Raw genomic sequence first — 12,159 nt, forward strand, 5'->3', positions numbered from 1 at the left:
AGGCTCCCAGTAGACGACTGGGTTGATAGGCCAGATCTGGAAGCCCGGTAACGGGTGGAGGTGACTGGTACTAATAGGCCGAGGGCTTGTCCTCAGTTGCTCGCGTCCACTGTGTTGGTTCTGAAACAACGAACAGTTGTGTCGGCTGAACAGTTTCACTACTTAATTGAAGAGTGTGCTTGTTCGCCACCCTGTTTGGGATCTCGCTCTTCAGCGGGATATTTCAAAGGGTTTCGGTGGTCATAGCGTGAGGGAAACGCCCGGTTACATTCCGAACCCGGAAGCTAAGCCTCAAAGCGCCGATGGTACTGCAGGGGGGACCCTGTGGGAGAGTAGGACGCCGCCGAACAATTTTTAGAGGACCCTTGGTCCCAGCACACGCGCTGGGACCAAGGGTCCTTTTTTGTTTTGTCGAAGCGCGCCGGCTACCCGGCTGCGCGAGAATGACTGCGGTACCGAAGACAGGAGTCACCCATGTCCACCAACTCTCCCGATGAGCGACCGGATCGCGACCAGCGACGCCGGGACAGTGGTGACCGGGACCGGGGCGGATACCGAGGCGGACCGCGTCGCGACAGCGACCGCGGTGGCTACGCGCCGCGCCGCGACGACCGCGACCGGGGCGGAGACCGCGACCGGGGCGGGGACCGTGACCGGGGCGGGGACCGTGACCGGGGCGGGGACCGTGACCGGGGCGGGGACCGTGACCGTGGTCCCCGTCGCGATGGTGACCGACCCTCCTTCCGACGCGACGATCGCGGTGGCGACAACCGTGGCGGAGGCTTCCGCCGCGACGACAGCCGTGGTGGCGACAATCGTGGCGGTGGCTACGCGCCGCGTCGTGACGACCGTGACCGTGGCCCCCGTCGTGACGGTGACCGACCCCCCTTCCGACGCGATGACCGCCGTGACGACAGCCGGCGTGACGACCGTCGCGACAGCGACCGTGGTGGGTTCCGTCCCCGCGACGACCGCCGTGACGACAGCCGCAGTGGCGGCTTCCGCCGCGACGACCGTGGTGGTGACAGCCGTGGTGGTGGGTTCCGTCGCGATGACCGTGGTGGTGACAGCCGTGGTGGTGGGTTCCGTCGTGACGATCGTGGTGGTGACAGCCGTGGCGGTGGCTACGCGCCGCGCCGTGACGACCGTGGTCCCCGTCGTGACGGTGACCGACCCGGTGGCGACCGTCCCGCTTTCCGCCGTGACGACCGTCGTGATGACCGTGGTGGCGACAGCCGTGGTGGCGGCTTCCGCCGTGATGACCGTGGCGGTGACAGCCGCGGTGGCGGCTTCCGTCGCGACGATCGTGGTGGCGACAGCCGTGGCGGTGGGTACGCGCCGCGTCGTGACGACCGTGACCGTGGTCCCCGTCGTGACGGTGACCGCCCCGGTGGCGACCGTCCCGCTTTCCGCCGTGACGACCGTCGCGACGGCGACCGTGGTGGGTTCCGTCCCCGCGACGACCGCCGTGACGACAGCCGCGGTGGCGGCTTCCGCCGTGACGACCGTCGCGATGACCGCCGTGACGACCGTCGGGACGACAGCCGTGGTGGTGGTTTCCGGCGTGAGGACAGCCGTGGTGGTGGGTACCGGCCGCGTGACGACCGCGACCGTGGGCCGCGCCGCGACGACCGGGGTGGGCGTCCCGGCGGGTTCCGTGGGCGTGACGACCGCCGCGACGACCGGCGTGACGACCGTGGCCGTGACGACCGACGCGGTGGCGGGCGCTTCCGTGACGAGCGGGACCGCGACCGTGAGCCGATCCGGCGTCTGCCGATCCCCGAGGACGTCACCGGCTTCGAGATCGACGAGGACGTGCGGCAGGAGCTTCAGAGCCTGCCGAAGGGGCTTGCCGAGGACGTCGCCAAGAACCTGGTGATGGTCGCCAAGCTGATCGACGAGGACCCCGAGCAGGCGTACGCGTACTCGAAGGTCGCGCTGCGGCTCGCGTCCCGTGTTGCCGCCGTGCGTGAGGCCGCGGGCTTCGCCGCGTACGCGAACCAGAAGTTCAGTGAGGCCCTCGCCGAGTTCCGTGCGGCCCGGCGCATGACCGGCAACATCGAGCTGTGGCCCGTCATGGCCGACTGCGAGCGCGGTCTGGGGCGGCCCGAGAAGGCGCTCGACATGGCCGGCGCGCCCGAGGTGGCCAAGCTGGACAAGGCCGGACAGGTCGAGATGCGGCTCGTGGCGGCCGGTGCGCGGCGTGACATGGACCAGCTCGACGCGGCCATCGTGACGCTGCAGAGCCCCGAGCTCGCCTCCAACTCCGTACAGCCGTGGACCGCTCGACTGCGGTACGCGTACGCCGACGCGCTGCTTGCGGCCGGGCGGGAGGACGAGGCGCGCGAGTGGTTCGCGAAGGCCGTCGAGTCCGACCGGGACGGTTCCACCGACGCGTCCGACCGGCTCGCCGAGCTGGACGGTGTCGAGTTCGTCGACGCGTTCGACGAGACGGAGGCCGACGAGGCGCCCGTCGCCGAGGTGGGGCCGAAGGCCTCCGCGAGCGACGAGGACGAGCCCTGGGTCGAGGACGCCGAGGACGTCGAGGAGTTCTACGACGAGGATGACGAGGAGTTCGAGCCCGAGGAGAAGGACAAGGGCTGAGCTCAGCGGATGTGAGTGACGAACGGGCGGGATCCCAGCGATGGGGTCCCGCCCGTTCGTCGTATGCGCCTACGCGCGCGTGCCCGGCGGTGGGTCGTCGAGGGTGCGGAGCACCAGGCCCGACGCCGGCTTCGGGCCGAACGACGTCGACTTGCGGGGCATCGTCACGCCCTGCCGGGCCAGGTCGCGCACCACTTCCTCGCGGACCGGGTGCAGGAGGACCGCCGTGCCGCCGTCGCGCTCCGCCTTCGCGACCGTGGCGGCCGCGTCGTGGATGTACGCGATGTGCTCGGGCGCGTCCTCGGGGATGTGCCAGATGTGGTCCAGGAGCGTGGAGTGCAGGACCGTCGCGTCGAGCGTGCGCCAGGCCGCCGGGCGGTCGGCCGGGATCGTGCGGGTGAGGAGGTCCGGGGACGGGCGGTCCACGAGGTGGAAGGAGTGGTCGCCGGCGAGGAGGAAGGCGTTGCCGTGGGCGGCCGCGTCGGCGAGGGCTTCCAGGGCGTGCGACAGCGGACCGGGCACCTCGCGTACGCGGAAGTGGCCCGTCAGCGCGGCCAAAGCGTCCGGGACCGGGAGGCGGTGCAGGAGGCGGTGGATGGCGCGGACGCGCAGGGGGTAGCGGGCCGTGTCCACGAGGAGGACGAGGCCGTAGTCCCAGGGTGTCGGGGACGGGTGCTCGGCGCGCAGGCGCAGGTAGGTCGCCCAGCGGTGGTGGCCGTCCGCGATGAGGGCCTGGTGGTGGGCGAGGTCCGAGCGGATCTCCGCGAGGTCGGCCGGGTCGGTGACCGACCACAGGCGGTGGCTGAAGCCGTCCTCCGTGGTGGTCGAGAGGAGCGGGGCGCCCTTGACCGTGCGTTCGACGACCGCCGTGGTGCCCGTCGCGTTGCCCTCGCTGCGGTAGGTGAGGAGCAGGGGTTCGAGGTTGGCCGCCGTGGCGCGCATCAGGGCCGCGCGGTCCGCGACCACGTGCGGCATGACGTCCTCGTGCGGCAGGACGACCGCCTCGGAGGGCTCGGTCAGGCGGAGGGCGCCGATGACGCCGCGCTGGAGGTGGTCGCCGTCGCGCTGCTCGTACACGTACAGCGCGGGTGTCTCGTCGGGGGCGAGGATGCCGTCCGAAAGCCAGCGGCGCAGGGTGGTGGCCGCCAGGGCGTTGCGCGCGTCCGGGGGGAGCGACTGCGGGAGGATCAGGCGGACGATGTTGTGCGGGTCCGCGGACTGCAGGTGCTGCAGACCGTCGGGCCGGACGACCACGTCGTACGGGGGTGACGTCACGGCGGCGAGGCTGCCCACGCGCTCGGGGACGTAGCGCACGCCCCTGAACGGGATCAGGTCGAGGCCGTCGCTGCCCGTGGGACCTGGGGGACCTGCAGTCTTCATTGCTGCATCGTATGTGTGTCAGTGGCATGCGCGATGATCGGGGGAGCGGGATCGAACGAGGAGCGATGTGTAATGAGCCAGACCGTCAGGACACGGCCCGAAGGCAGTGCGCGGGCGCTGGACGAGGCGTACGACACGGCGCTGCTCGATCTGGACGGAGTGGTGTACGCGGGGGGTGACGCGATCGCGCACGCCCCCGAGTCGCTCGCGGTGGCGCGGGAGGCGGGCATGGCGCTCGCGTACGTCACGAACAACGCGCTGCGGACGCCGGACGCCGTGGCCGGGCATCTGACGGAGCTGGGGATTCCGACGGACGCCGCGGATGTCATCACCTCGGCGCAGGCCGTGGCGCGGCTCATCAGTGAGCAAGTGCCGGACGGGTCGCGGGTGTTGGTGATCGGCGGGGAGGGGCTGCGGGTCGCGCTGAGAGAGCGGGGCCTCGAGCCGGTGGACTCGGCCGACGACGAGCCGGTGGCGGTCGTACAGGGGTACGGCGGGCCCGATCTGGCGTGGGGGCGGTTCGCGGAGGCCTGTTACGCGATCGCGCGCGGCGTGCCGTGGTTCGCGTCCAACACGGACCTGACCATTCCGAGCGCGCGCGGCATCGCTCCGGGCAACGGTGCGGCGGTCGAGGTCGTCCGGATCGCGACGGGTGCGCAGCCGCAGGTCGCCGGGAAGCCGTTGCCGCCCATGCACCGCGAGACGGTCCTGCGTACGGGCGCGGAACGGCCGCTGGTGGTCGGGGACCGGCTCGACACGGACATCGAGGGCGCGTTCAACGGTGAGGTGGACTCGCTGCTCGTCCTGACCGGGGTCACCGACGGCGCGCAGCTGCTCGCCGCGCCGCCCCATCACCGGCCGACGTACGTGGACGTGGATCTGCGGGGGCTGTTGACGGGGCAGCCGGAGGTCGTGGCGGACGGGGACGGGTTCGCGTGCGGGGGCTGGGTCGCGGCCGCGCGAGGTGAGCGGCTCGAACTGGAGGGGGACGGCGAGGCGATCGACGGACTGCGGGCGCTGTGTGCGGCGGCGTGGACGGCGGCCGGGGACGGGACTTGTGGGCTCGACGCGGCGAAGGCGCTGGCGCGGCTGGGGGTTTGAGCGGCGCTGGGGGATGGAGGGGGAGGGTGCTGGTGCGACTGGGGGTCTGAGCGGGTGAGGGTGCTGGTGCGGCCAGGGGGTTGACGCGGGCGGGGGCGCAGGCGCGGGCTGGGGCGGCGAGGAGGAGCTGACCTGAAGGTGGCTGCTTCTCGGCGGCTGAGGGCGCCCACCTCTGCGCCCACCCCTCGAGAGAGTTAGGCAGGGTAGGCTAACCTAACCTCGTGTTGGTCGACAGTCCTCCTGAACAGCGCGCGGTCACCGCCGTCGCGCCCCCGAACCGCCGGGCGATACGCGGCGCCGGGCTCCTCGGAGCCGTCGTCGTACTGCTCCTGCTCCTGGTCGCGAGTATCGCGATCGGGGCGAAACCCCTGTCCGTGGGGCAGGTGTGGCACGGCCTGTTCGACGACACCGGGACGTTCGGCGACGTCGTGGTCGGCGAGCGGCTCGCCCGTACCCTGCTCGGGCTCCTCGCCGGCGTCGCGCTCGGGCTCTCGGGCGCGGTCCTCCAGGCGCTGACCCGCAACCCGCTGGCCGACCCCGGGCTCCTCGGGATCAACATGGGCGCGTCGGCCGCCGTCGTCACCGCCATCAGCTTCTTCGGTGTCACCTCCCTGTCGGGGTATGTGTGGTTCGCCTTCCTCGGGGCCGCGGCCGTGGGCGTTCTCGTCTACGTCCTCGGGGGCACCCGTAACGCCACGCCCGTGCGGCTCGCCCTCGCCGGGACGGCCATCAGTGCCGCGCTCTACGGCTATCTCCAGGCCGTGATGGTCATGGACGACGCGGCGCTCGGCAAGATGCGCTTCTGGACGGTGGGTTCGCTGGTCTCCGCCGACATGACGACGCTCAGGCAGGTGCTGCCGTTCATCGCCGTCGGCTCCGTGCTCGCCCTCGCGCTCGCGCGGCCCCTCAACGCGATGGCGATGGGCGACGACACCGCCCGCGCCCTCGGCGCCCGGCTGAACCGGACCCGCGCGCTGTCCATGGCCGCCGCCACGCTGCTGTGCGGCGCGGCGACCGCCGCCTGCGGGCCCATCGTGTTCGTCGGCCTGATGGTGCCGCACGTCGTGCGCTCCTTCACCGGCCCCGACCTGCGCTGGATCCTGCCGTTCTCGGCTGTCCTGTCGCCCGTGCTGCTGCTCGCCGCGGACATCGCAGGCCGGCTCGTCGCCCGGCCCGCCGAGGTGCAGGTCGGCATCGTCACCGCGGTCATCGGCGGCCCCGTCTTCATCTGCCTCGTCCGCCGGCGGAAGGTGACCCAGCTGTGAAGGCGCTCCGTACCCGCGGCGGGCTCTCGTTGCGCCTCGACATCCGCGCGTCCGTGGTCGTCGCCGTACTGCTGTGCGCCGCGCTCGCCGCGAGCGTCCTGCTGATCGGCACCGGCGACTTCCGCATCCCGGCTGCCGACGTCGTCCGTACGCTGCTCGGCAACGGCGACCCGGGGCAGGAGTTCATCGTCAACGACCTGCGCCTGCCCAGGGTCCTCGTGGGCCTTCTCGTGGGGGCCGCGCTCGCGCTCGGCGGGGCGCTCTTCCAGGCCATCTCCCGTAACCCGCTGGGCAGTCCGGACATCCTGGGCCTCGGGCAGGGTGCCACGGCCGGTGCGCTGGTGATGATCGTGCTGTTCTCGGGGAGCGCCGTCCAGGTCGCGGCCGGGGCGCTCGCCGGCGGCCTCGTGACCGGATTCGGCATCTATCTGCTCGCCTGGAGACGCGGCGTGCACGGATACCGCCTCGTCCTGGTCGGCATCGGCATGTCCGCCGTCATGACCGCCGTCAACGGCTATCTGCTCACCAAGGCCGACATCGTCGACGCCGCCCGCGCGACGGTCTGGATGGCGGGATCCCTCGACGGGCGCGGCTGGGACCAGGTCCGGCCCCTGCTCGTTCTGTGCGCCGTCCTCGTACCCGTCGTCCTGACGTATGCGCGTCCGCTGCGCATGCTGGAGATGGGCGACGACGTGGCGAGCGCGCTCGGCGTGCGGGTCGAGCGGACGCGGCTCGTGCTGCTCGTGGCCGCCGTGCTGCTCACGGCGGCGGCGACCTCCGCGGCAGGCCCCGTCGGATTCGTCGCGCTGACCGCACCCCAGCTGGCCCGGCGGCTGACCCGCTCGCCGGGCCCCAACATCGCGGCCTCGATGTGCATGGGCGCCGCCCTCCTCGTCACCGCCGACTGGATCTCGCAGCGCGCCTTCGGTGCCGACCGGCTGCCCGTGGGGGTGGTGACCGGAGTCGTCGGCGGTGTCTATCTGCTGTGGCTCCTGGTGTCCGAGCGGAAGGCCGGCCGGATATGAGCGACCCGCGTACGAGCGACCCGCGTACCAGCGACCTGCGTATGGGCGACCCGCGTACGAGCGATCCGCGTACGGGCGACAGGAACCCCCGCCACAGCAACCACCGGAGGAGCACCCCCGTGAACCGCCTGTCCGCCGAGAACGTCACCCTGGGCTACGACCAGCGCGTGATCGCGTCGGAGCTCTCGGTCGAGATCCCCGACCGGTCCTTCACCGTGATCGTCGGGCCGAACGCCTGCGGCAAGTCCACGCTGCTGCGCGCGCTCTCCCGGATGCTCAAGCCGTCGGCGGGCCGGGTGCTGCTCGACGGGCAGGCCATCCGGTCGATGCAGGCGAAGAAGGTGGCGCGCACGCTCGGGCTGCTGCCCCAGTCGTCGATCGCGCCCGACGGCATCACCGTGGGAGACCTCGTCTCCCGCGGCCGCTACCCCCACCAGGGCCTGCTGCGGCAGTGGTCCGCCGACGACGAGCGGATCGTGCGGGAGTCGATGACCGCGACCGGCGTCGCCGAACTCGCCGATCGCTTTGTCGACGAACTGTCCGGCGGTCAGCGCCAGCGCGTGTGGATCGCCATGGCGCTCGCCCAGCAGACCCCGCTGCTCCTCCTCGACGAGCCGACCACGTACCTCGACATCCAGCACCAGATCGACGTGCTCGACCTGTGCGCGGAGCTGCACGAGGAGCAGGGGCGGACGCTGGTCGCGGTTCTGCACGACCTCAACCACGCGGCCCGTTACGCCACCCACCTGATCGCCCTGCGCGGCGGCGAGGTCATCGCCGAGGGGGCGCCCGCCGACATCGTCACGGCCGACCTCGTCGAGCGGCTCTTCGGGATGAAGTGCCAGGTCATCGACGATCCGGAGACCGGTACGCCGCTGGTGGTGCCGGCCGCGCGCAAGGCCAGGAAGGCCCCTGCGGAAAACGCCGTGGCTAGAGCAGCGTCCTGAGGCGCAGCAGGTCGCGGAAGCCGGCCTCGAGCCTGATCCGGCCCGAGGCCCAGGCCTTCGCGAAGTTCAGCTCGCCGCCGACCATCGCGACCAGGTCGTCGCCGGTCATCGCGAGCCGGATCTGCGCCTTGTCGGGCGGCGGTCCCTGGACCGTGTCCACCACCTCGATCCGGCCGTTCTCAAGGCGGCCCGTGAACGTGATCCCGAGGTCCGTGACATGGCAGCTCAGGGATCGGTCGAGCGCGGCCGCGCTGCGTACCCCGCTGTCCGCGCCCGCCAGATTGTCCGAGAGTTTGTCGAGTGCGGCCCGGCACTCCTGCGTCGTCGCCATCGCGACCGACCGTACCCCAGGCCCGGGGAGCGTCCGGCGCGGTAGCGTCATGGCATGAACGACTCTCATCCGGACCCCGACCAGGTGCCGGAGCAGGCGGCGGGCGCCGCGGAGGCCCCACAGGACCCGGCCGGACCCTCGTACGAGCCGGCCGCCCCGGCCCCGCTCGGGGTCCCGCGCACCCCCACCGGCGACGCGGACGTGGACGCGGGACTCGACCGGCTCGCGGACGTCGACCACCTCACTGCCGACGGACACATCGAGGTGTACGAGGATGTACACCGGGGCCTGCGGAACGCGCTGACCGCGCTGGACGCGAGGCCCCAGCCGTCATCGCCGTATGAGCACAGGAGCTGAACCGAACGTGGCAGGTGTGGCACGTCGCCGCCTCGACGCCGAACTCGTCAACCGCAAGCTGGCCCGCTCGCGGGAGCACGCCAGCCAGCTGATCGCCGCGGGGCGGGTCAGCGTCAGCAAGATCGTCGCGACCAAGCCCGCGACGCAGGTGGACCAGGGTGTGTCGATCGTCGTCGCGGCGGACGACAGCGATCCCGACTACGTCTCGCGCGGCGGGCACAAACTCGCGGGGGCCCTCGCCGCCTTCGTGCCGCAGGGGCTCGTCGTCGAGGGGCGGCGCGCGCTCGACGCGGGGGCGTCCACGGGCGGCTTCACCGACGTACTGCTGCGGGCCGGCGTCGGGCACGTCGTGGCCGTCGACGTCGGGTACGGGCAGCTCGCCTGGTCGCTGCAGAGCGACGACCGCGTCACCGTCAAGGACCGTACGAACGTACGTGAGTTGACGCTGGAGGCGATCGACGGGCAGCCCGTGGACCTGGTCGTCGGCGACCTGTCCTTCATCGCGCTCGGCCTGGTGCTGCCCGCCCTCGCGCGGTGTGCGGCGCCCGACGCGGACCTGGTGTTGATGGTGAAGCCGCAGTTCGAGATCGGCAAGGATCGCCTGGGCAGCGGCGGTGTGGTGCGCAGCCCGGATCTGCGGGCCGAGACGGTGCGGACGGTGGCCCGGCAGGCGTGGGAACTCGGCCTCGGCGTACGGGGCGTGACGGCGAGCCCGCTGCCCGGGCCCTCCGGGAACGTCGAGTACTTTCTGTGGCTGCGCGCCGGTGCGCCCGAACTCGACCCGGCGGACGTTGACCGTGCAGTGGCGGAGGGGCCGCGTTGACACAGACCCGAGCTCGAACTGTATTCCTGCTCGCGCACACGGGGCGGCCCGCCGCCATCCGCAGTGCCGAACTCGTCGTCCAGGGGCTGCTGCGCAGCGGCATCGGCGTGCGGGTCCTGGAGTCGGAGGCGGCGGACCTGCCGCTCCCATCGTCGGTGGAGCTCGCGAAGGAGGCCACTCCGGAGTGCCTCGACGCGTGTGAGCTGCTCGTCGTCCTCGGCGGCGACGGGACGCTGCTGCGCGGCGCCGAGTTCGCCCGCGCCTCGGGAGTGCCCATGCTCGGGGTCAACCTCGGCCGCGTCGGCTTCCTCGCCGAGGCCGAGCGCGACGACCTCGACCGGGTGGTCGACCGGGTCGTCACCAAGGCGTACGAGGTCGAGGAGCGCATGACGATCGACGTCGTCGTGCACAGCAACGGTGATGTCGTGCACCGCGACTGGGCGCTCAACGAGGCCGCCGTGCAGAAGATGTCGGCCGAGCGGATGCTCGAGGTCGTCCTGGAGATCGACGGGCGTCCCGTCACCGGCTTCGGCTGCGACGGGATCGTGTGCGCCACGCCCACCGGCTCCACCGCGTACGCCTTCTCGGCCGGCGGGCCCGTCGTGTGGCCCGAGGTCGAGGCGCTGCTCATGGTGCCGATCAGCGCCCACGCCCTGTTCGCCAAGCCGCTGGTGACCTCGCCGGACTCGGTGCTCGCCGTCGAGGTGCAGCAGCACACGCCGCACGGGGTGCTGTGGTGCGACGGGCGCCGGACCGTGGAACTGCCGTCGGGGGCGCGCGTCGAGGTGCGGCGGGGAGCGGTACCGGTGCGCCTCGCGCGGCTGCACCACGCCTCGTTCACGGACCGGCTCGTCGCCAAGTTCGCGCTGCCCGTCTCCGGCTGGCGCGGGGCGCCCCACTGACCGTCTTGCGCGGGGTCACGTCCCTACGACGGTGATCGCGCGTCGGCGCATCGCCGCCCGCACGGGGACGCCCGTCGCGAGCAGCGTCAGCAGGAGCGTGCCCGCAGCCGTCCCGGCGGCGAGCGGCCACGGGACGTACGGCACCGGGGATCCGAACGCCGTGTCGAGGATCGGCGCCAGCGTGACGAACGCGATCAGGGAGCCGAGCAGCAGCGCCGTACCGGCGACGACGACGGCCTCCCAGGCGGCCATGGAGCGCACCTGGCCGCGCTGGGTGCCGATGATCCGCAGCAGGGCCACGTCCCGGCGCCGCTCGAACGAGATCATGGCGAGAGTGTTGGCCGCGGCGATGGCGGCGAACCCCGCGTACAGCGCCGTACCCATGTAGTCGAGCCACACTTCGCCGGGGCTGCCCGCCGAGCCGGTGCGGTGCTGGGCCGTGGTGTGCAGCGTGACCTTGGTGAGGCCGAAGCCGACGACGAGGACGAGCGGGACGACGGCGGCCGAGAAGCGGCGGGGCTGCGAACGGATGTTGAGCATCGCGAGCCGGGCGGCGGCGCCGAAGCGGCCCACGAGCGACGAGACCAGCCAGGCCGCGGGACCCACGATGCGCGGGCCGAGCAGGCCCACTCCGACGCAGAACAGGATCAGCACGAGGAACGCGCCCTGGCCCGCCTCCTCCGCGTCCTGCCGGGACAGCAGCATCGACAGGAAGCACGCTCCGGCCACCGCGACCAGGCCGAGCGGGGCCCTCAGCGGCCCGAGGCGCCGCCTGCCCGTAGCCGCCTCGGCCAGGGCGCGCGCGGGGCGCAGGAGCGAGAACCGCAGGGACGACAGCAGCGCGGCGAGCGTCGACGTCACCACCGCCACCCCGAGGCAGACGGGCAGCGCGAGCCAGCTGAAGCGGAACGGCACCCCGGCCGGGATCAGGCCGTGCGTGACCATCCCGGAGAACCAGGCCCTGGCGAGCAGCCCGCCCGCGGCGAAGCCGGCGAGGGCCGCCGGGACGGACGCGGCGAGGGCCTGCACCACCACCGCCCGGCGCACCTGCCGCGGGCGGGCCCCCACGGCGCGCACGAGGGCGAGCTCACGATGCTGCTGGGTGACGGCCGTGCCCATCGTCGAGACGACCACGAATATCGACATGTAGATCGAACCGATGAGGAGGACGGCCGCGATGTCGCCGACGCCGTTCTCCGAGATGCGGTGGCGCGCGCCCGCGGGCAGTCCGTCGGTGCTCGTGGCGAGCAGCACCGTCATGGACGCGCTCACCACCGTCGCCGCGAACAGCGCGGCGACCGCCGTGCCGACGAAGGCGGGGCGGTGTGCTCGCAGGGCGGCCCGGGCCAGTCCGGTACTCATGGGGTCCAGGGTGCGGGCGCGCGGGGCACGGGCACCATGGGGCGGGCAGGCGTCCCGGGCCG

The 12,159-nt window shown here is 72.4% G+C and carries 12 protein-coding genes and 2 rRNA genes; 11 read left to right on the plus strand and 3 right to left on the minus strand.

Going from position 1 to position 12,159, the window contains the following annotated elements; genetic code table 11:
- The 4 genes from EOT10_RS12470 to EOT10_RS41920 all read left to right on the plus strand — a co-directional run.
- A 23S ribosomal RNA gene (locus tag EOT10_RS12470) occupies positions 1-94 on the plus strand; the annotation flags it as partial.
- Between the two features lie 138 nt (positions 95-232).
- Positions 233-349, plus strand: a 5S ribosomal RNA gene (rrf, locus tag EOT10_RS12475).
- A 144-nt stretch (positions 350-493) separates the two neighbouring features.
- The gene (locus EOT10_RS41915) at positions 494-1,879 is read left to right on the plus strand and encodes a hypothetical protein (RefSeq protein WP_223280951.1); all 1,386 of its coding nucleotides are present in this window, start codon (positions 494-496) and stop codon (positions 1,877-1,879) included.
- Positions 1,816-2,604: a tetratricopeptide repeat protein gene (locus tag EOT10_RS41920; protein WP_223280952.1), complete on the plus strand. Its 789-nt coding sequence runs from the start codon at positions 1,816-1,818 to the stop codon at positions 2,602-2,604. Before EOT10_RS41915 ends, EOT10_RS41920 begins: the two co-directional genes overlap by 64 nt.
- Positions 2,605-2,673: 69 nt before the next feature.
- Here the strand turns inward: EOT10_RS41920 and EOT10_RS12485 are convergent, their stop codons facing one another.
- Positions 2,674-3,984 carry a DUF1015 domain-containing protein gene (locus EOT10_RS12485; RefSeq protein ID WP_127828236.1) on the minus strand — a complete coding sequence of 437 codons (1,311 nt, stop codon included), beginning with the start codon at positions 3,982-3,984 and terminating at the stop codon, positions 2,674-2,676.
- Between the two features lie 72 nt (positions 3,985-4,056).
- Between EOT10_RS12485 and EOT10_RS12490 the strand changes: the two genes are divergently transcribed.
- The 4 genes from EOT10_RS12490 to EOT10_RS12505 all read left to right on the plus strand — a co-directional run bounded on the left by EOT10_RS12490 (position 4,057) and on the right by EOT10_RS12505 (position 8,322).
- The gene (locus EOT10_RS12490; protein ID WP_127828237.1) at positions 4,057-5,085 is read left to right on the plus strand and encodes an HAD hydrolase-like protein; all 1,029 of its coding nucleotides are present in this window, start codon (positions 4,057-4,059) and stop codon (positions 5,083-5,085) included.
- 221 nt (positions 5,086-5,306) lie between these two features.
- Positions 5,307-6,350 carry a FecCD family ABC transporter permease gene (locus tag EOT10_RS12495; protein ID WP_127828238.1) on the plus strand — a complete coding sequence of 348 codons (1,044 nt, stop codon included), beginning with the start codon at positions 5,307-5,309 and terminating at the stop codon, positions 6,348-6,350.
- Positions 6,347-7,375, plus strand: coding sequence for a FecCD family ABC transporter permease (locus EOT10_RS12500; RefSeq protein ID WP_189491493.1), 1,029 nt, complete (start codon positions 6,347-6,349; stop codon positions 7,373-7,375). The genes EOT10_RS12495 and EOT10_RS12500 overlap by 4 nt, the downstream gene beginning before the upstream one ends.
- 41 nt (positions 7,376-7,416) lie before the next feature.
- The gene (locus EOT10_RS12505; protein WP_431313286.1) at positions 7,417-8,322 is read left to right on the plus strand and encodes an ABC transporter ATP-binding protein; all 906 of its coding nucleotides are present in this window, start codon (positions 7,417-7,419) and stop codon (positions 8,320-8,322) included.
- Here the strand turns inward: EOT10_RS12505 and EOT10_RS12510 are convergent.
- On the minus strand, positions 8,306-8,653 hold the full coding sequence (locus EOT10_RS12510; RefSeq protein ID WP_127828240.1) for an SCP2 sterol-binding domain-containing protein: 348 nt from the start codon (positions 8,651-8,653) through the stop codon (positions 8,306-8,308). The genes EOT10_RS12505 and EOT10_RS12510 overlap by 17 nt on opposite strands.
- Positions 8,654-8,707: 54 nt before the next feature.
- Here EOT10_RS12510 and EOT10_RS12515 point away from each other — a divergent pair, with 54 nt between their 5' ends.
- The 3 genes from EOT10_RS12515 to EOT10_RS12525 are packed head-to-tail and all read left to right on the plus strand — an operon-like array spanning position 8,708 to position 10,735.
- Positions 8,708-9,010, plus strand: coding sequence for a hypothetical protein (locus EOT10_RS12515; RefSeq protein WP_127828241.1), 303 nt, complete (start codon positions 8,708-8,710; stop codon positions 9,008-9,010).
- A gap of 7 nt (positions 9,011-9,017) precedes the next feature.
- Positions 9,018-9,833 (plus strand): TlyA family RNA methyltransferase, encoded by an 816-nt coding sequence (locus tag EOT10_RS12520; protein ID WP_127828242.1) that lies wholly within the window; start codon positions 9,018-9,020, stop codon positions 9,831-9,833.
- Positions 9,830-10,735 carry an NAD kinase gene (locus EOT10_RS12525; protein WP_127828243.1) on the plus strand — a complete coding sequence of 302 codons (906 nt, stop codon included), beginning with the start codon at positions 9,830-9,832 and terminating at the stop codon, positions 10,733-10,735. Before EOT10_RS12520 ends, EOT10_RS12525 begins: the two co-directional genes overlap by 4 nt.
- 15 nt (positions 10,736-10,750) lie before the next feature.
- On the opposite strand, the gene EOT10_RS12530 is transcribed toward EOT10_RS12525, so the two are convergent.
- The gene (locus EOT10_RS12530; protein ID WP_127828244.1) at positions 10,751-12,097 is read right to left on the minus strand and encodes an FtsX-like permease family protein; all 1,347 of its coding nucleotides are present in this window, start codon (positions 12,095-12,097) and stop codon (positions 10,751-10,753) included.
- Between the last annotated feature and the right edge of the window lie 62 nt (positions 12,098-12,159).

This window comes from Streptomyces antnestii, assembly GCF_004005495.1.
GTDB lineage: Bacteria > Actinomycetota > Actinomycetes > Streptomycetales > Streptomycetaceae > Streptomyces > Streptomyces antnestii.